The sequence below is a fragment of the Pseudomonas sp. TH49 genome (assembly GCF_016650625.1).
GTDB classification, from domain to species: domain Bacteria; phylum Pseudomonadota; class Gammaproteobacteria; order Pseudomonadales; family Pseudomonadaceae; genus Aquipseudomonas; species Aquipseudomonas fluorescens_H.
In genome coordinates this window covers 1,790,472-1,808,515 of the sequence record NZ_JAEKFL010000002.1, presented here as the reverse complement: position 1 = coordinate 1,808,515, position 18,044 = coordinate 1,790,472, and the positions used below count along the sequence as shown (strand labels likewise).

General features: G+C 53.7%; 15 protein-coding genes and 1 pseudogene. 11 read left to right on the top strand and 5 right to left on the bottom strand.

Annotated elements, in window-relative coordinates:
- Positions 1 to 137: 137 nt before the first annotated feature.
- On the bottom strand, positions 138 to 1,040 hold the full coding sequence (locus tag JFU48_RS25340; RefSeq protein WP_242486750.1) for a LysR family transcriptional regulator: 903 nt from the start codon (positions 1,038 to 1,040) through the stop codon (positions 138 to 140).
- Positions 1,041 to 1,453: 413 nt separating this feature from the next.
- Here JFU48_RS25340 and JFU48_RS25335 point away from each other — a divergent pair, with 413 nt between their 5' ends.
- From JFU48_RS25335 to JFU48_RS25315, 5 genes and pseudogenes are all read left to right on the top strand, one after another.
- On the top strand, positions 1,454 to 1,618 hold the full coding sequence (locus JFU48_RS25335; protein WP_201138054.1) for a hypothetical protein: 165 nt from the start codon (positions 1,454 to 1,456) through the stop codon (positions 1,616 to 1,618).
- Between the two features lie 207 nt (positions 1,619 to 1,825).
- The gene (locus tag JFU48_RS25330) at positions 1,826 to 3,019 is read left to right on the top strand and encodes an efflux RND transporter periplasmic adaptor subunit (protein WP_201138053.1); all 1,194 of its coding nucleotides are present in this window, start codon (positions 1,826 to 1,828) and stop codon (positions 3,017 to 3,019) included.
- A gap of 10 nt (positions 3,020 to 3,029) precedes the next feature.
- Positions 3,030 to 6,200, top strand: coding sequence for an efflux RND transporter permease subunit (locus tag JFU48_RS25325; RefSeq protein ID WP_201138052.1), 3,171 nt, complete (start codon positions 3,030 to 3,032; stop codon positions 6,198 to 6,200).
- Complete coding sequence (locus JFU48_RS25320; RefSeq protein ID WP_201138051.1) at positions 6,197 to 7,618, top strand: efflux transporter outer membrane subunit; 1,422 nt, start codon at positions 6,197 to 6,199, stop codon at positions 7,616 to 7,618. The genes JFU48_RS25325 and JFU48_RS25320 overlap by 4 nt, the downstream gene beginning before the upstream one ends.
- Before the next feature lie 131 nt (positions 7,619 to 7,749).
- A pseudogene (locus tag JFU48_RS25315) lies at positions 7,750 to 8,243 on the top strand (AMP-binding enzyme); the annotation flags it as partial.
- 145 nt (positions 8,244 to 8,388) lie between these two features.
- Here the strand turns inward: JFU48_RS25315 and JFU48_RS25310 are convergent.
- Together JFU48_RS25310 and JFU48_RS25305 are read right to left on the bottom strand one after the other, a co-directional pair.
- Positions 8,389 to 9,675 carry a CitMHS family transporter gene (locus tag JFU48_RS25310; protein WP_201138050.1) on the bottom strand — a complete coding sequence of 429 codons (1,287 nt, stop codon included), beginning with the start codon at positions 9,673 to 9,675 and terminating at the stop codon, positions 8,389 to 8,391.
- A 107-nt stretch (positions 9,676 to 9,782) separates the two neighbouring features.
- The gene (locus JFU48_RS25305; RefSeq protein WP_201138049.1) at positions 9,783 to 10,709 is read right to left on the bottom strand and encodes an SMP-30/gluconolactonase/LRE family protein; all 927 of its coding nucleotides are present in this window, start codon (positions 10,707 to 10,709) and stop codon (positions 9,783 to 9,785) included.
- A 330-nt stretch (positions 10,710 to 11,039) separates the two neighbouring features.
- Here JFU48_RS25305 and JFU48_RS25300 point away from each other — a divergent pair, with 330 nt between their 5' ends.
- The 5 genes from JFU48_RS25300 (at position 11,040) to JFU48_RS25285 (ending at position 15,429) form a co-directional block, all read left to right on the top strand.
- Positions 11,040 to 11,981, top strand: coding sequence for a hydroxymethylglutaryl-CoA lyase (locus JFU48_RS25300; protein ID WP_201138048.1), 942 nt, complete (start codon positions 11,040 to 11,042; stop codon positions 11,979 to 11,981).
- Entirely contained in the window at positions 11,978 to 13,177 is a 1,200-nt protein-coding gene (locus JFU48_RS25295; protein WP_201138047.1) for a CaiB/BaiF CoA transferase family protein, read from the top strand. Before JFU48_RS25300 ends, JFU48_RS25295 begins: the two co-directional genes overlap by 4 nt.
- Positions 13,178 to 13,260: 83 nt before the next feature.
- Positions 13,261 to 14,085 carry an MFS transporter gene (locus JFU48_RS30100; protein WP_242486713.1) on the top strand — a complete coding sequence of 275 codons (825 nt, stop codon included), beginning with the start codon at positions 13,261 to 13,263 and terminating at the stop codon, positions 14,083 to 14,085.
- Positions 14,064 to 14,540 carry a hypothetical protein gene (locus JFU48_RS30095; protein WP_242486712.1) on the top strand — a complete coding sequence of 159 codons (477 nt, stop codon included), beginning with the start codon at positions 14,064 to 14,066 and terminating at the stop codon, positions 14,538 to 14,540. Before JFU48_RS30100 ends, JFU48_RS30095 begins: the two co-directional genes overlap by 22 nt.
- Positions 14,541 to 14,661: 121 nt before the next feature.
- Positions 14,662 to 15,429 carry an IclR family transcriptional regulator gene (locus JFU48_RS25285; RefSeq protein ID WP_201138046.1) on the top strand — a complete coding sequence of 256 codons (768 nt, stop codon included), beginning with the start codon at positions 14,662 to 14,664 and terminating at the stop codon, positions 15,427 to 15,429.
- Positions 15,430 to 15,447: 18 nt separating this feature from the next.
- Here JFU48_RS25285 and JFU48_RS25280 read toward each other — a convergent pair whose 3' ends face one another.
- Entirely contained in the window at positions 15,448 to 16,362 is a 915-nt protein-coding gene (locus tag JFU48_RS25280) for a LysR family transcriptional regulator (RefSeq protein WP_201138045.1), read from the bottom strand.
- A 137-nt stretch (positions 16,363 to 16,499) separates the two neighbouring features.
- Between JFU48_RS25280 and JFU48_RS25275 the strand changes: the two genes are divergently transcribed.
- The gene (locus JFU48_RS25275; protein WP_201138044.1) at positions 16,500 to 17,114 is read left to right on the top strand and encodes an NAD(P)-dependent oxidoreductase; all 615 of its coding nucleotides are present in this window, start codon (positions 16,500 to 16,502) and stop codon (positions 17,112 to 17,114) included.
- Positions 17,115 to 17,280: 166 nt separating this feature from the next.
- Here the strand turns inward: JFU48_RS25275 and JFU48_RS25270 are convergent, their stop codons facing one another.
- Positions 17,281 to 18,015: an SDR family NAD(P)-dependent oxidoreductase gene (locus JFU48_RS25270; RefSeq protein WP_201138043.1), complete on the bottom strand. Its 735-nt coding sequence runs from the start codon at positions 18,013 to 18,015 to the stop codon at positions 17,281 to 17,283.
- Positions 18,016 to 18,044 lie beyond the last annotated feature (29 nt).

Sequence of the window (18,044 nt, the reverse complement as noted above, 5' to 3'; positions counted from 1 at the left end):
TACCTGTCTCGAAATTATGGTCGCAATTTGCAAATGCCCCAAGCAGATGATGAGTGAAGCGACCAAATGGTATTAATAAGTCCGCTGCCTTAAGAATATTTCATTCAAGCACGCTACGATAGACAGATTAAAATATCTCAGTTGTCTGCCTGAATCGCCCAAAGTGGATTGTTAGCCATAAGTTCGGCTGCCCAGTCTGCAAAAATCCGCACTCTTGTCGAAAGGTGACGTGTATACGGGTATACTAAGCTAATCTGTAAGCTCTCCAATTGCCAATCTGGCAATATTTCTACAAGCTCTCCGGTTAACAGGTAAGACGCAGCTTCGGCGCGCGTAGCAAAGCTAATCCCGAGCCCGGCTAGGCTCGCTGCCAATAGTGCACTTCCGTTGTTCAAATAGATCCAGCCGGGTTTCTCAACCTTATGAACCTCTGTTCCTCTTCGAAGTGTCAAGATGTATTGCTTCCCTGAAGTGGGAAATTTAAAAGCCATATATCGATGGGAGTAAAGGTCCGTAGGTTGCACAATAGGTGGGGCGCTAGAAAGGTATTTGGGAGATGCAACGAGACAAAAACGCATATGGCCAATAGGGCGACAAATTAAATCTTGGTCTTGAATGTCTCCGCCTCGCAGTGCGCAGTCCACACCTTCTTGTACGAGATCAACCACTCTCTCAGTGCTGCCAATATCTAAATTTATATCAGGATAAAGTGTCGTGAAGGCCGGCAGCGCGGGGATGACCAACTGCGTGCAGACCGGTGATGGCATTTCTATTTTGACTCGTCCGCGAACGATATTACGACTCTGGATAAGAGAGGCTTCCAACTCATCCACGTCAGCGACAATCGCAAGCGCACGATCATAGTAAGCAGCTCCATCAGTTGTGGAAGAGACTTTTCTGGTCGTCCGGTGCAGAAGCTTTATACCAAGCTGCGCTTCCAAGCTCTGTACGTGCCCAGATACCGTAGTTTTAGGGATCCCTAGCGAATCCGCGGCAGCACTAAAGCTCCCCACCTCGACGATTCGGCAGAATGCGCGCATAGCTTGCAACCGATCAAATGCCATGATTATACCGATTACCGTATAGTTAAAACGAATTTTGCTACTTTATCCTAAAAAATTGATCAGTTAAAGTTGTTCCATTCCTGAGGCATCGATAAGCATTCGCATAATCGGGTGATCCGCAAAATGGCTGCGATACGAGATATTTGATGTTCTACACAGTGTTGTAGGTCAGGCAATGATAATGCTCGAGTATTTGGCATTGGCGTTAAAATATTAAATTGACCACTCTCGCCATTGGTTCGGCATGATTTATTCGTTTTTGCACCGAATTTTATAAAAATCAAAGATTAGTCTTGAACTGAATGCTATGGAGGCGCTGTAGATCTCAGCGTTTTCTTTAGCCTCTGCTTATCTGGATTATTTACTCACTACCTTAAGAGAAAATGAAAATGAAAAAGCTACTTGGATTGTTTTTGTTGGCGGTATCTGGTGTCACTCTTGCGTTGCCTGCTGCAGAGCAGCCAACGCCGCAGGCAAAGGCCAATGAAAGCTCATATAGTCAAAGCTTAGCCGCTGATGGTTCGGATCGCACACCGCAAGGGCGGATGGCTTAATTTTATAAATTTAACGCGGCTTTAGTAAAAAGAAATTTGCTAAAATTAATAAGAACAATGTATTGGTAAATTTTTTTGTAGTTGCAATGGTCGTTTTTTGTTTTTGGTTTTGCAGCGCGTCATTAGGTGGCTTCATTCGACTTGTTTCTCCTTATCTAATTCGATATCCGAGTGCGCGCTCTTCGTAATACAAAGGACAATGATTCAATGAGAGCGCCAACCCATACTCGGACGACGTTTCACGAATTAGCTATAGCCTTCCAGCCTTTACGTAATACTAGAAACACCTTCGGGGTTTTGTTGGTTGCTCTGGTTCTTTCGGGCTGTAACGAACATAAAGATTCTGCGGCAACTACTGCCGCAACCGAAGTGGATTTTGCCACTGTGACCCTGAGTCCTGTCCGGCAATGGGATGAGTTCAATGGAAGAATCAGCGCAGTCGACTCGGTGGAGGTGCGTCCGCGTGTGACAGGCTATGTCCAAAAAATAGTGTTCAAGGAAGGTGATGAGGTTCGTAAGGGCGATTCATTATTCCAAATTGATCCCCGCAAGTACCAAGCGGCACTGAGCAGTGCTCTTGCTCGACTGGAACGGGCAAAAGCGTCAGTTGTGATGAACGAGGCTCAAGATCAGCGGGCCAAAGTGCTGGTTCAAAACAATGCCATCTCGAAGGAAGAAGCCGATACCCGACGGGCTAACTTCAATCAGAGCCAAGCGGATGTTCAAGATGCCATCGCTGCTGTGGCTTTGGCCAAGCTGGATCTCGAGTTTACTGAGGTCAGATCCCCAATCAACGGTCGAGTCAGTCGTGCAGCGTTAACGCCGGGTAACCTGGCTGTTGCGGATCAGACACTGCTGACTTCGGTCGTATCGCAGAATCCGGTGTATGTGTATTTCGACCCGGATGAACACAGCTATTTGCGTTATGGCGAACAAGCACGCAGTGCAAAAGGTAACGCCGCTCAGCTTGGCGTGCGCGTTGGGCTGGCCAACGAACAGGGTTTTCCTCATACAGGCAACGTCGACTTTCAGGACAATCAGGTCGACCCGGCCACTGGCACCATTCGCCTGCGTGCGACCCTTTCCAATAAAAACCGGATGTTCACACCAGGTCTTTTTGCCCGCGTGCAACTGGCTAGTAGCGTCGAAACCTCGACGATATTAATCGATGACAAGGCAGTTCTGACCGACCAGGATCGCAAATATGTTTACGTCGTCGGAGCCGGCGACACGGCTGAGCGCAAAGACATTCAGTTGGGGCGTATGCACGATGGATTGCGCATCGTCGAATCAGGATTGTCACCTGGTGACAAAGTCGTAGTCGGCGGCATTCAGCGCATATTTTACCCAGGCATGGCTCTTAAGCCCTCTGAAGTCGCCATGACCACCACGCAGAATTAAGGGGCCGAGCATGGACTTTTCCAAGTTTTACATCGATCGGCCGATTTTTGCGATTGTACTGGCGATCATTACATTTGCCGTTGGCCTTATTGCCATTCCATTGATGCCCATCAGCGAATACCCAGAAGTCGTGCCGGCGAGTGTCGTGGTGAGAGCTACCTATCCCGGTGCCAATCCCAAGGAGATTGCCGAGTCCGTCGCAACGCCGCTTGAGGAAGCGATCAATGGCGTAGAAGGCATTATGTACTTGAAGTCGGTTGCCGGTTCAGACGGGAGCCTGCAAGTAGTGGTCACCTTCCTGCCCAATGTCGATCCTGACACTGCGGCCGTACGGGTTCAAAACCGCGTCAGCCAGGCGCTTTCGCGATTACCCGAGCAGGTACGTCAGTACGGCGTCACCACTCAGAAGCAATCGCCCACGCCACTGATGTATGTCAGCCTTTATTCGCCTACCAACACTTACGACTCGTTGTACTTGCGCAACTACATGACGCTGCATGTGAAGGACGAGTTATCCCGTATTCGCGGGATCGGGGACGTCGGTTTGTACGGTGCAGGCGACTATGCGATGCGCCTTTGGCTCGACCCCGACAAGCTGGCGTCGCGCAGCCTCACCGCCAGTGATGCGCTGAACGCCGTGCGTGAGCAGAACGTCCAGGTGTCGTCCGGCCAACTCGGCGCAGAACCTTCACCGGAAGCCAATGATTCGCTGATTTCGATCAACGTTCGCGGACGTTTGCGCAGTGAAAAAGAGTTTGCTGACATCGTGCTGAAAAAAGGCACAGACGGCCAACTCGTCCGATTGGGCGACGTCGCCCGCATTGAGCTTGGTGCTGGCGACTACACGATGCGTGCCTTGCAGGATCAACATAACGCGACGACTGCCGGTATCTTCCTGTCTCCAGGCGCTAACGCGTTGGGCGTGGCCGATCAGGTCTACAAGAAATTTGATCAGCTGGCGGCGGATTTTCCCAAAGATGTTGCCTACAAAGCGATATGGGACCCGACTGTATTCGTGCGTGAATCCATCAGTTCCGTGCAGCACACGCTCTTTGAAGCGGTGTTGCTGGTGGTGTTGGTGGTCATCCTGTTTTTGCAAAACTGGCGGGCTTCCATTATTCCGTTGATCGCGGTTCCAGTATCGGTGGTCGGCACTTTCGCCTTTCTCTATTTACTAGGTTACTCGATCAACACCTTGACGTTGTTTGGCCTGGTGCTGGCCATCGGCATCGTGGTCGACGATGCGATCGTGGTGGTGGAAAACGTCGAGCGCAACATCGAAGAAGGCTTGAATCCGCGAGACGCCGCGCACAAGGCGATGCGTGAAGTATCGGGGCCGATCATCGCCATCTCCCTGGTGCTGTGCGCGGTGTTCGTGCCAATGGCGTTTCTCAGCGGTGTCACGGGTGAGTTCTATAAACAGTTCGCCGTGACTATCGCTATTTCAACGGTGATTTCCGCGGTCAATTCGTTGACTTTATCGCCGGCCCTGGCCGCCAAATTGCTGCGTGGCCACGACGCACCCAAGGACGGTTTGTCGCGGCTGATTGACTCCGCACTGGGTTGGTTGTTCCGACCTTTCAACAGGTTTTTTCTGCGTAGCTCCGAGCGTTACACCGGCGCCGTCTCGCGGACGTTGGGACGGCGCGGCGCAGTATTTTTTGTCTACGCATTGCTGCTTGGCGGTACTGCGATGTTGTTCCAGCAGGTGCCGGGCGGCTTCATTCCTACTCAAGACAAACTCTACCTGTTCGGCGGCGCAAAATTGCCGGAAGGGGCTTCCCTATCTCGTACGGACGCCGTGACCCGGCAGATGATCGATATTGCCAAAGGGGTCGAAGGTGTTGATATGGTGCCCGCATATGCCGGATTGAATGCGCTGCAAAACGTCAACACTCCGAATCTCACGGCGTTGTACATCATCCTCAAACCGTTCGATGAGCGGACCCGCAGTGCTGCATCAATTAACGACGAACTCAACGCCAAGTTCGCGGCAATCAAGGATGGCGCGGCCTATGCACTGTTGCCGCCTCCGATCCAAGGGTTGGGCAACGGATCCGGGTATTCGCTGTACCTTAAAGATCGAGCCGGATTGGGGTATGGCGCGCTGCAAAATGCTCTGAACTCGTTCCTAGCGGAAGTCGCTCAGACCCCAGGCATGACTTACCCAGTCAGTTCCTATCAAGCAAACATTCCGCAATTGGAAGTCAATGTCGATCGTTCCAAGGCCAAGGGCCAAGGTGTATCGCTGACCGATCTTTTCGACACGCTGCAAACCTATTTGGGCTCCGTGTATGTCAATGATTTCAACCAATTCGGCCGCGTCTATCGTGTTATGGCCCAAGCGGATACTACGCATCGCCAGACTGCTGAAGATATAGGCAACCTGCGCACCCGTAATGACCGCGGCGAAATGGTGCCTATCGGTTCGATGGTGACCGTTGAGCCGACTTTTGGTCCGGATCCTGTGATTCGCTACAACGGGGTGGCAGCAGCGGACGTGATTGGGGATGCCGACCCTAAAGTTTTCTCATCGGCGCAGGTCATTACCAAGCTCACCGAGATTGCCGAGCGAGTGCTCCCGCGCGGTATCGAGTTGGAATGGACCGACTTGAGCTACCAGCAGGTAAGTCAAAGCAATGCGGCACTGATTGTGTTTCCATTGGCGGTGATGTTGGTCTTTCTGGTGCTGGCATCACTCTATGAAAGCTGGACACTACCGTTGGCAGTCATCCTGATCGTACCCGTGTGCATGTGCTCGGCATTGGTAGGCGTGTGGCTTACCGGCGGCGACAACAATGTATTCGTTCAGGTTGGACTAGTGGTACTGATGGGCCTGGCCTGCAAGAACGCCATCTTGATCGTGGAGTTTGCCCGAGAACTGGAAATGCAAGGCAGGACCATCGTCGAGGCAGCGCTGCAAGCCTGCCATTTGCGACTTCGCCCGATCATCATGACCTCCGTTGCATTCATTGCTGGTTCAGTACCTCTGTTGATAGGCCATGGTGCAGGCAGTGAAGTCCGCTTGGCCACCGGCGTTACTGTGTTTGCCGGCATGCTGGGCGTTACGTTGTTCGGTTTGTTCTTGACACCAGTGTTCTATGTGGCGCTGCGTAAATTGGCGACGCGGGATGAAGCACGGCAAGCGGTTACGGTCCTGAAAGCGGAGTCGCAACGATGAGCCTGAAAGAGTTCCTGCCTAGCTTGCTTTTGTTGGCGTTGAGCGCCTGTTCCGTCGGCCCGGACTATAAAACCCCTGCCACGGAGGCTGCCAACATCACGGCCGCCTCCGAAGGCGCCAGCGGTCAAACGAACTTCAACCGCTCGCGTTTCGAAGGCATCTGGTGGCAGCAGTTTGAAGACCCGACCCTTAACCAGTTGGTGATCCAATCTTTGGACGGCAACCGTGATTTGCGCGTCGCTTTCGCCCGCTGGAAAGCGGCCCGGGCGATCCGCGATGACGTCAGCAATGATGCCATGCCGACCATCACCGGCCGCGCCAGCAGTGACCTGGCCAAGGGTCAAATCCCCGGCCAGACCAGCAAGCGGGTCAATAGCGAACACTACGATCTGGGCCTGGACATGGCATGGGAGATCGACCTGTTCGGCCGCATCCAGCGCAACCTGGAATCGGCCAACGCCGAGCAGCAAGCGGCTGAAGCGGATCTGTACCAACTGCAAGTCACCATGATTGCCGAACTGGTGGACGCTTACGGTCAACTGCGCGGTGCACAACTGCGGGAAAAGATCGCCCTGGCCAACCTGAAGAATCAGCAGGAGTCGAGCAAGATCACCGTCAGCCTGCGTGATGCCGGCGTCGGCGATCATCTCGATGTGGTCCGCGCCGATGCTCGCCTGGCGTCTGTCGAAGCCAGTGTGCCGCAACTGCAAGCTGAACAGGTTCGGCAGAAAAACCGTATCGCCACCCTGCTGGGCGAACGTCCGGACAAACTGACCGTGGACCTGAGCCCTAAAGATTTGCCAGCCATCGCCAAGGCTTTGCCGATTGGTGATCCAGGTGAGCTGCTGCAACGTCGTCCGGACATCCTCAGCGCCGAACGCAAACTGGCGTCGGCCACCACCCGCATCGGCGTGGCCAAGGCTGATTTGTTCCCTCGCGTCAGCCTTAGCGGATTCCTCGGTTTTACCGCCGGACGTGGATCGCAGATCGGTTCCTCGGCAGCCAATGCCTGGGCGCTCGGCCCTAGCATCACCTGGGCAGCGTTTGACCTGGGCAGCGTTCGGGCCCGTTTGCGCGGTGCAGATGCCGATGCCGAAGGCGCCCTGGCGACCTACGAGCAACAGGTACTGCTGGCACTGGAAGAATCGGAAAACGCTTTCAGTGATTACAGCAAACGGCAGCGACGGTTGATATCGCTGATTCGTCAGAGTGAATCGAGCCGTGTCTCTGCCGATCTGGCAGAAATTCGCTATCGCGAAGGCACCGTAGATTTTCTCGTCCTGCTCGACGCCCAGCGCGAGCGGCTGGCAGCCGAAGATACCCAGGCTATGGCCGAGGTGGACCTGTATCGGGGCATCGTCGCGATCTACAAAGCCCTTGGCGGCGGCTGGGCGCCGGAGGCGTTGGCCAGCAAGTAATCCTTCAAGTCTCCTTTGGTTGGGTGTACCAACCTTTTTTGCCCCGTGTCTCATTCGGTCACGGGGTTTTTTTTGCCTATTATTTGCTGTTTGCTGTTCGTAGACCCATTCGAAAACTCAGGAGGTAGCTTGTGGAGGCGTACCCCCGGGACTGTACGAGTATTGGCGAGTTTTTCATGCGTAGAAACACTGTCATCGGAGCTGTCTGAAAAAACCCAAAGCGACCAATGAAGTGTTCGAGGGCGGCAGGTTCCATACTGACGATTTGGCTCTCCGTCACCCGAACGGCTATGTCGAAATCTAGGATCTTCTCCAGGAAATCATCATTTCTGGCGGCGAGAACATCTCAACTATCGAGGTCGAAAATGTTTTATACCGTCACTCAGTTGTACTGGAGGCCGCAGTAGTGGCACGCACGGATAAAAAGTTGAGCGAAACTCCCTGCACCTTCATCAGGTTCAAGAAAAATTTTTAGGGTACTGAAGAAGCCGACATTATTCCGTTCTGCCGTAAGCGTTTGGCGGGCTTCATAGCGCCAAAAACAGTGGCTTTCACCGAATTACCGAAAACCTCGACCGGCAAGATCCAAAAATATCTATCACGCGACTGGGCTTCGGATTTTTAAAAGCACGGTGACTTTCAAGTTCGTCAGAGCAGTGGGATATGGCTTGCCGAATCAGGGACAAGAGCGCTTGCACTGACCATTAGCGTCTCGCATTCCGTTCAACGAAACATTGGTGTCCTCGGTATGGGCACCGATGTTCCACGTCCTAATAGATAATCGAGATCGCCCCGACTCCGATCGCCGCGATTAGCATTGCCACCACAGTCCCCAGTGTCCATTTCAAGGAGACTCGTTGGTTATCGCCGTAGTCGATGCCCAGCAATCCACATAATAAATAGGTCGATGCGACCAGAGGGCTGAGCAAGTGAACGGGTTGGCCAATGAGCGATGCAATCGCCATTTCCTTCGGGCCTATGCCGTAGTGAGCTGCTGATTCCGCGAGGATGGGTAACACGCCAAAATAAAATGCATCGTTTGTCAGTACATACGTAAACGGCATGCTCAATAAGGCAGTAATCGACGACATGTAATGCCCGGCCTGTTGCGGCAGGATTACGATGAGGTTATCCGAGATCGCCTTGATCATCCCGGTGCCACTCATGATGCCGACGAAAATCCCGGCGGCAAAGATGAGCAGGGTAACGGCCATGACATTATCAGCATGCCGAGCGATGACTTCTTTCTGCTGTTTCAGGCTCGGGTAGTTGACCAAGCAAGCAAGCCCGAAAGCCAGCATGAACAGGATCGGCAAGGGCATCAGGCTGAGCATCATGCCGGTGATCAGCGTCAGCGTCAGTACAACGTTAAACAGAAAACGCGGATCTTTAAGGCGGATATGTGCGTATCCCTGGAGCACGGCGTCCTCACTGACTGTCACCACACCGAGCCGGCGATATTCCATGTGTCCCAACCACCAGGCGGCAAGCACCACCCATACGGCCCCGGCGACCATGATCGGCACCATCGCTATAAACAGTTCGGTGATGTCGACATGCATGGCACTCGCGGCCCGAGAAAACGGCCCCGCCCACGGCAGGATATTCATCACGCCAATGGCCATCAGTAGAACGGTCGCCATCACTTGCAGGCGAATGCCGGTCAGGCGGTAAAGTGGCAGGAAGGCCGCGGTGGCGATTATGTAAGTTGTTGCGCCGTCACCATCAAGTCCAATGCACAGCCCCAGAACGGCAGTGCCCACGACGATCTTGCGCGGGTCGCCCTTCACGAGACGCAGCAACACTTTAATCATTGGATTGAAGAGCCCCGCGTCAGTCATCAGGCAGAAATAGAGGATTGCGAATGTCAGCATGATGCCGGTGGGCGCAAGCATTTTCACGCCGTCGTACATCATCGTGCCGAGTTGGGTCGCAAATCCGCCCAAGCATCCGAATACAACAGGGACAAGCAGTAGAGCTACCAAGGGTGAAAGGCGCTTGCTCATGATCAGGTACATGAAGCAAACGATCATGGCGTAGCTTAAGAAGATCAACATGGGTATCCCTTTTATTAGTCTTGTAGGGCTGGCGCGGTGAAAACGCGCTTTTCTGCGGCCGAATTGATCCCGTGTACGCGGTACACAGGCTTCAGCGCTTGATGCGGTTAGCGGTGGGAAAACATCGGTAGCCCGGCGTGTTCGAGGTCGGCGACCAAGACCGTGTTGGTGGACGAGTCGGTGATGAACAGTTGCCTGTTGCCCTCACCACCGAACGCCAGGTTGGTAAGGGTGCGCCCATCGGTGCAAGACCGAATGCGGTAGAGCGGCACGGCGTGGGGATCAAATACCCAGACACAGGCATTTCCCGCATCACACACATACAGATTTCCGGCCCAGTCCAGTGCCATTCCATCGGCGCCACTGACGCCCCCAGCCATGGCGGTAAAGATACCTACTTTGCTGGTACCCCCGTCACGCTGGATCGGCAGACGCCAGATCGCATTACCGCGAGTCATTGCGACTAATAGCGCATTCTGCTGGAGATCCATGACCAGCCCGTTCGGGCTCGGTCCGTTGTCGATCAGTCGGGTCAGAATGTCTTTGTCCATATCGTAAGAAAACACCCGGCCGGTGGGATCCTGTTGGCCGGTCTGTCCTTGATCGGTGAAGTAGAGCTTGCCGCTCATGTCAAAAAACAGATCGTTGACGCCCTTGAATCCTTCGCTGCGGCTGTGCGTCAAAAACGGCGCGACTGAGCCGGTTTCGGGGTCGAGGACAAGAATTCCGTTTTTGTAGTCAGCGATGAAAACCCGGCCGTCGCGATGGATCTTCAAGCCGTTGGGCCAGCCGTCGTATTCGCTGACAAGCGTCCAGTTTCCCTGTGGGTCAATTCTGAAAATTCGGCCGTAAGGAATGTCGGTTACGTAAAGGTTTCCCTGCACGTCGAAGGACGGTCCCTCCAGAAAACTTTTGACCTTCTGCCCAGGTTTGTTAGCGCGAACCCAATCGGAATCGCCGTCTTTCCAAAAGGTTTGCGGCAATGTCGTAAACACTCGGGTCGGTAAGTCGCGTGGCGGGGCATACAGGCTCACAGGATCAACTCCTACGCAGGGCGGTGGAGAAAGCACTCACCGAATTGAGGTGCGCTTATCTTTTCGCAGCATTTTTGTTCTATTGGACAGAACATAATATCTTCTGACAGAACAAATGTCGTTGCTATTTCCTTTCTTGTCAACCCGTCATCCGCTGCAAGGATGTACCTAAGGCGGTCGTATGGCTTTTTTATCGTTTGAAAATTTCAGGGCTGCCAATACCGGATAGGTGGCGTTGGCGTTGACAGTAGGAAATGTTGCGCTCATGATTTATTTCAGAACGGTGTTCTGTTAAGCGGAACGATTAAGATCAATTCCGGAGATCCGGCGATGAACGATAAAAAAAACGTAGACATTCTGATCAGTGAGGTCGGCCCGCGTGATGGTTTGCAGAGCGTAGGCGCGACGATGTCGACGGAGCTGAAGCTAAAGTGGCTGACTGCTTTAGCAGATGCCGGACTCAGAGAAATCGAAGTCGGATCGTTTGTCTCACCAAAATTGCTGCCCCAAATGGCCGATGCAGCACAATTGGTTGCTCACTTGCGCAAAAGATCGGACGTATTTGTGACTGCCCTGGTCCCGAACCTCAAAGGTGCGGAGGCAGCGTTCAAAGCGGGCGTGCATAAAATCACGATGCCCATTTCGGTCAGCGAACCACATTCGTTGGCCAACATTCGCAAGACACATGAACAGGTTTACGAAGAAGTGCGTTCTATCGTGCGGCTTCGCAACGAACAATTTCCGCAGGTGGAAATCGAGTCCGGCTTGTCGACAGTATTTGGCTGCACTATTCAAGGCGAAGTCCCTGAAGATGATGTGATCCACATGGCTTTACGCATGGTCGAGTTGGGCGTTGACGAGGTCGGGCTAGCCGACACCGTGGGATACGCGAATCCTGCTCAGGTTCGCCGTCTATTTACCCGGTTGCGCGGCTCGATAGGTGGCAAGGCGGGCAGCGCTCATTTCCATAACACACGCGGTCAGGGGCTAGCCAATGTGGTTGCCGCGCTGGACGTTGGCGTCACGACGATCGACGCGTCCCAAGGTGGGCTCGGTGGCTGTCCTTACGCACCAGGCGCCTCGGGCAACATCGTGACTGAAGATTTGGTCTATCTGCTCGAATCCATGGGGCTGCATACCGGCGTCGACATCGACAAACTGGTCGCCGCCCGTGAGTGGCTCAAACAAGGGCTGCCTGGCGAACCGCTTTACGGATTCATCCCTGACGCTGGCGTGGGTAAAAACTTTCACTACGCCGGAGGCGCTCGATGAGCTTGCAAAATCAGAACATCCAGTCACTACCACTGGCTGGAATCCGGGTTGTTGAGTTCGTGCACATGGTGATGGGCCCGACCTGCGGTTTGGTGCTTGCCGACTTGGGCGCGGAAGTCATCAAAGTCGAGCCGACGCCCGAAGGCGATAACACGCGGCGCTTGACGGGTTCCGGCGCGGGTTACTGGGTAACGTACAACCGAAACAAGAAAAGCTTTGCTGTCGATATCAAAACGAAGGAAGGCATGGCCGCGGTTCGCAAGCTGATTGAAAGCGCGGATGTGGTCACCGAGAACTTTCGACCCGGCGCAATGGAAAAGCTTGGTCTGAGTTATGAAGACTTAAAAGCGATCAAGCCCGACATCATCTACAGCTCGATGAAGGGTTTTTTGCCTGGCCCCTACGAACACCGTACGGCATTGGATGAAGTTGTGCAGATGATGACCGGGCTCGCGTACATGACCGGGCCGGAGGGTCGCCCGCTGCGAGCCGGCGCATCGGTTAACGACGTGATGGGCGGCATGTTCAGTGCCATCTCGATCCTTGCAGCACTTTGGCAACGCAACGCGACCGGCGAAGGGCAGTTTGTCCAAACCGGCCTCTTTGAAAATTCGGCCTTCCTGGTCGGACAACACATGATGCAAATGGCGACCACGGGCAAGCCGGCAGCGCCGATGCCGAGCCGTCTTTCGGCGTGGGCAATCTACGATGTCTTCAGCACCCTTGATGATGAGCAGGTCTTCATGGGGGTGGTGAGCGACAGCCAATGGGTCAGCTTCTGTCACGCTTTCGGTTTTGAAGAGCTTGGGCGTGACCCTGATCTAGCCAGAAACACTCAGCGTGTTCAGGCTCGCGCGAAAATTTTGCCTCTGGTTAAAGAGCGACTTGCGAGTCTCGGCAAGCAGCAGGTCATGGACCTGTGTGAGCGCGCAGGGCTGCCGTTTTCTCCAATCCAGCGTCCGCAGGACCTATTTGAGGATGTGCACCTGAATGCATCCGGAGGTTTGGCCCACTTAGTCCTGGAAAGTGGAGAAGAAGTGAAGGTCCCAATGCTTCCATTCGAGATGAACGGACGGCGTCTGGACGCTCGCTTGAATGTGCCTCAGTTGGGCAGCCATTCCGAGGCATTGCTTGAAGAGATGGGCTACGCATCAGGCGACATAGAAGCCTTGCGTGGACGAGGGATAGTCCGCTAGCCGTTCTCAAGTTTGCCTTCAACACATCCGCTGGCGGTAATTCCCGCCGTCAGCCATATAAAAATAAAGTCGAGGACCCCGTCATGGCTATTGTCACGACATCTCCGCAGGCCCCTAAAAGCGCCACGGCACGCCCCCTTGATGCCGAACAGACTCGCGTGCTTCAAAAAGCAGCATGGCGTCTGATCCCATTGCTTGCGCTGGCTTATTTTTTCAACTATCTGGACCGCACTAGCGTCGGCTATGCGGCGCTGCAGATGACCGAAGAATTGGGGCTCACAGCCACCCAGTTTGGCCTCGGCGCCGGGATCATGTTTTTTGGATACTGCTTGTGCGAGGTGCCCAGCAACCTGGCTATGTTTCGATTTGGCGCTAGGTTATGGATGGCTAGGATCATGATCACTTGGGGTCTGGCGGCGGCTGCAACGGCTTTGGTCGTAGGGCCTTACAGCTTCTATATGGTGCGACTAATTCTGGGTATCGCTGAAGCAGGTTTTTTTCCAGGCGTTATATTTTTCCTGACCTTATGGTTTCCGGCGCAATACCGCACAAGGGTACTTGCATGGTTTACGGTGGCGACCCCTATTTCGTTTCTGGTAGGCGGGCCACTGTCCATTTGGCTTTTGCAGATGCATGGTTTTCTCGGTCTGGCGGGCTGGCAGTGGATGTTCATTATTGAAGGGATCCCTGCCTGTATTTTGGGATTGATCACATTAAAAGTGCTGACCAACCATCCAGCGCAAGCTAAATGGCTGTCACCCAGCGAGCGCGAATTGATTGTCGGTATGCTGGCTGAAGAGCAAAGCAAGAGCCAACACAGTCTTGGTTTCAAAGCCGCGCTCAAGGATCCACGGGTTCTTACGGCATCGGCATCTGGTTGCCACAGATGCTCAAGGCGCACGGTGTAGAAGTCAGCATGATTGGTTGGGTCGCGGCGATTCCCTACTTCTTTGCCACTGTCGGCCTGTTGATGTGGGCCAAACACGTTGACCGCACCGGCAAGGGCATTTTCAACCTGACGCTTGCGATGTTCCTTGCCGGAGTGGCGCTGCTGTTTGCCCTGCAGATCAATGCATTGGCGCCCGCACTGGCCGGTATCACCCTGGCGTTGGTCGGCACGATTGCCGGCAAGACCATTTTTTATACGCTGCCGGGCAAATTCCTGCGCGGCCAAGCCGCGGCGGGCGGGATAGCCTTGATTAACTCAATTGGCGCCTTTGGCGGTTTCGTGGGGCCTTATTTGATGGGGTTTCTCAAGGACTACACTGGCTCGTTCACTGCAGGTCTGATGGTAATGGGGTGCATCATGTTCGTGGCCGCCGGGATGGTGCTTTCCTTGCGGCTGTTTCTTCGCGAGGAGTGACACGCTGGCCCCAATGAGACTCAGAAGGTATCTTAGCCGCACTTATTATGTTCTGCGGACGATCTCGACGACCCTCGTGTCCTCGAGGATTTGCGGGGCTTATACCTGACGTTGAGTTGATATGAACACCGACACTGACGCAAACTTTTCTAATCAGTCCAACGGCGTGGAAGGGAGCGGTGTCGCCGCTGTCGATCGAGCTTTTTCGATTCTTGCCGCTTTCCAAGTCGAGCAGGAAAGCCTGACGCTGGCGGAACTCGCGAGGCGCACCGGCCTTTATAAAAGCACGATCCTGCGATTGATTGCTTCGTTGGAAAAGGCCGGATTTGTGCGGCGGCTCAGCGATGGCAGTTATTCGGTTGGGCCCGAACCTCTTCGTTTATCGCAGCTCTATCAAGCCTCTTTCCGTTTGCGTGATGTCATCCATCCGTTGCTGGAGTCCATTACTGAGGAGAGCGGTGAAACGTCCTCTTTCTACGTGCTCGAAAATGGCAGTCGCGTCGTATTGTTTCGGGTTGAACCCAAGCGGGCAGTGCGTGTATCCGTCCTTGAAGGTGCGCGTTTTCCTTTGCATGCCGGTGCGTCAGGGAAGGTTCTTCGGGCGTTTTCTCGACAGGGTGATCCCTTGTTAACCGAGGTTCGTGAGCGCTTTTGGGCTAGTTCTTTTGGTGAGAGGGACCCCGAAACGACTGCGGTATCGGTGCCGGTATTTGCAATGGGTTTTGAGTTGAAGGGCGCGCTCACTTTGTCAGGCCCGTCTGACCGCTTGTTACAGGAACATATCGCCAACGCTGCGTCGATCCTGTTACGTAACGCCGCCATTGCAACAAGCGCTCTGGGTGGAAGTAATTCAGAGTTGCTAGACGCGCTGAAAAAGCTGAACCCATAAATCAAAACCGCTGGGCTTCTACGGGGCAACGAGTGCCGATTCCCAATCTGGATTGCCCTGAAACCTTGCAGCTAGAAAATCCAACAGTGTCCTGAGGCTGGTCGGCATGTTTTTACGAGAGGCATAGACGGCATAAAGCCGTGCACTCGGGGCATGGTATTCGCTCAACACCTCCACCAGCTTTCCTGAGTGAAGCGCCGGCATGGCAAGGTAGCGCGGTAACATCGCTATACCGCCTCCAGCCAGCGTTGCTTGCATCAATGTCGAGGTTTCATTGCTTCGGATGTTGCCACTTACGGGCACCGACACGGCTACGCCTTGATGCTCAAGGTGCCAGATGTTTTTCCCGAAATAAAAATGACTCAAACAATTGTGCGTGCTTAGTTCGTTGAGACTTTGTGGCTTGCCGTGTGCTGCAAGATAGGCGGGCGCAGCACAAATTATCGATCTGCACCGCGCTAGCTCCCTGGCAATAAGGTGGGGATCGAGTTCATTGGATATGCGTAGGGCAAGGTCAATGCGCTCATCGATCAGGTTCACCGTGCGGTCTGCTGAAACAATATCGATTTCTACCTGCGGATAAAGTCGCAGGTATTCGACGATGGCGGGTGCCAGGTGCATTTGTCCAAACGATGTACTGACAGTCACACGTAGCAACCCTGACGGCGTAGCGGGGCGGTCTGCCAGCGATGATTGGATGTCGCTGGTCAACTCTAGGATCTGATGGCATCTTGGAAGCAGATCCATTCCCGCGGGTGTAACGCTGAGTTTGCGTGTTGTGCGATGCATTAGACGTGCACCAGCCCATGTTTCCAGCTCCGCCAGATAGCGCGATACCACTTGCCGCGAGAGGCCGAGTTTATCGGCGGCGGCTGACATGCTGCCACGCTCGACAACCGTCACGAAAACCTGCATAGCGCCAAGCTTATCCATTTATTCGACCGATATCAGTGACAAACTATCGTAAATTCTAGCATTTTTCGGACGGTAATCGGTCGTTACTATGGGATTCGCTGCATACAAGGTCGTCAAGAACGCAAATTTCTCCCGATAGATTCGAGTACTTATTTATGAGCAAAATCGCCATCATCGGTGCTAGCGGTAACGTGGGAACCCAACTTGTTGCTGAAGCACTGAGTAGAAATCATACGGTCACTGCAATTGCGCGCGACCCATCAAAGCTGGGCGTGCGCCCAGATCTAAACCTCAAGCCTGTTGACCTGAACGACTCAACTGCATTACTTAAAGCCATTGCCGGCCATGATGTGGTTATTAGCTCAGTGCGTTTTTCCGGGCTCGTACCTGGAACCCTCATCAACGTATTGAAGCAATCCGATGTTGATCGATTCATCGTCGTGGGAGGTGCGGCCAGTTTGAATTTGGCTGACGGTACTCGTTTGCTTGATTCCCCTCATTTCCCGGCGGAGTACAAACCGGAAGCCAGCGCGGCGGTTGAGTTTCTTGCCGCTCTGCGTCAGGAGCATGGGCTTGTCTGGACTTTTGTTTCTCCTTCAATGGAGTTTCTATCCGGTGAACGCACTGGCAAATTTCGTACAGGTCTCGACGACTTACTGACAGACGGCAAAGGCCGCAGCTGGATCAGCTACCAGGATTTTGCTGTTGCTCTGCTTGATGAGATCGAAAAGCCTGCTCATTTGAAGCAACGCTTTACTGTGGGCTACTGATCGAGGCGGCCGCTCAAAAATGGTCGAATTTATTTCCACGGCGCGCGGTATGTTGCCATATGTTTACCAATGCGCGTCGTGGCGATAAATACCTCGGAGATAGCGGCACTGATGACAGAAGTCTAGCCTCTCTTCGTACGAGGTTTTCGACCAGAATGTCTACATATCAGACATGCTGACCACCATTCACATGGATTTCAGCGCCGTTTACATAGGAAGCACCACTGGTGCAGAGAAAGTAGATCAGCGATGCTACTTCCTCCGGTTTTCCTAGACGGTTCATAGGCACCAATCGCTCCACAATATCTGCAGTGCCTGGCGACAGAATCGCTGTGTCAATTTCTCCTGGTGCAATGGCGTTTACTCGCACCCCATGCGGACCAAAATCGTACGCCATTTCCCGTGTCAAAGCGGAAAGTGCGGCCTTCGAGGTCGCGTAGGCTACGCCGGCGAAAGGATGGACTTTGGAGCCAGCTATAGAAGTGACGTTGATGATGCTTCCCCGGGCTGCTTTCAGCTCATCGAACAGCCCTTGTGCTAACAATGCGGTTGAAAACAGGTTGACATTGAAGACCTTCAACCATGTTGCATAGTCGGTCTCTAGTACCCCGAGTCGGCCGCCCTCCGGTCCTTTGGGGGATATGCCTGCGTTATCCACCAGTGCGTCCAGGCGACCGCCCAATTTTTCCTTGATTGTCGCAATGCTCGTGCTGACGCTGTTGATATCTTCAAGATCCAAGTGGATATGGTTGAGCAATCCTTCGGCCCAAGGGCATTCAGCCACCCAATTTTGTCGAGACGCGGTGAATACCTCCCAGCCTGCGGCATTGAAATGCTTGACCGTAGCATGGCCAATTCCGCGGCTGGCGCCGGTCAACAATAGCTTTCTTTTTTCGCTCATGAATTCACCTTTATAGAGAGTGCCTTATA

Coding starts and splice junctions, on each gene's coding strand:
- JFU48_RS25340 (WP_242486750.1), bottom strand. CDS start 1,040: ATGCGCGCATTCTGCCGAATCGTCGAGGTGGGGAGCTTTAGTGCTGCC.
- JFU48_RS25335 (WP_201138054.1), top strand. CDS start 1,454: ATGAAAAAGCTACTTGGATTGTTTTTGTTGGCGGTATCTGGTGTCACT.
- JFU48_RS25330 (WP_201138053.1), top strand. CDS start 1,826: ATGAGAGCGCCAACCCATACTCGGACGACGTTTCACGAATTAGCTATA.
- JFU48_RS25325 (WP_201138052.1), top strand. CDS start 3,030: ATGGACTTTTCCAAGTTTTACATCGATCGGCCGATTTTTGCGATTGTA.
- JFU48_RS25320 (WP_201138051.1), top strand. CDS start 6,197: ATGAGCCTGAAAGAGTTCCTGCCTAGCTTGCTTTTGTTGGCGTTGAGC.
- JFU48_RS25310 (WP_201138050.1), bottom strand. CDS start 9,675: ATGTTGATCTTCTTAAGCTACGCCATGATCGTTTGCTTCATGTACCTG.
- JFU48_RS25300 (WP_201138048.1), top strand. CDS start 11,040: ATGAACGATAAAAAAAACGTAGACATTCTGATCAGTGAGGTCGGCCCG.
- JFU48_RS25295 (WP_201138047.1), top strand. CDS start 11,978: ATGAGCTTGCAAAATCAGAACATCCAGTCACTACCACTGGCTGGAATC.
- JFU48_RS30100 (WP_242486713.1), top strand. CDS start 13,261: ATGGCTATTGTCACGACATCTCCGCAGGCCCCTAAAAGCGCCACGGCA.
- JFU48_RS30095 (WP_242486712.1), top strand. CDS start 14,064: ATGCTCAAGGCGCACGGTGTAGAAGTCAGCATGATTGGTTGGGTCGCG.
- JFU48_RS25285 (WP_201138046.1), top strand. CDS start 14,662: ATGAACACCGACACTGACGCAAACTTTTCTAATCAGTCCAACGGCGTG.
- JFU48_RS25280 (WP_201138045.1), bottom strand. CDS start 16,362: ATGGATAAGCTTGGCGCTATGCAGGTTTTCGTGACGGTTGTCGAGCGT.
- JFU48_RS25275 (WP_201138044.1), top strand. CDS start 16,500: ATGAGCAAAATCGCCATCATCGGTGCTAGCGGTAACGTGGGAACCCAA.
- JFU48_RS25270 (WP_201138043.1), bottom strand. CDS start 18,015: ATGAGCGAAAAAAGAAAGCTATTGTTGACCGGCGCCAGCCGCGGAATT.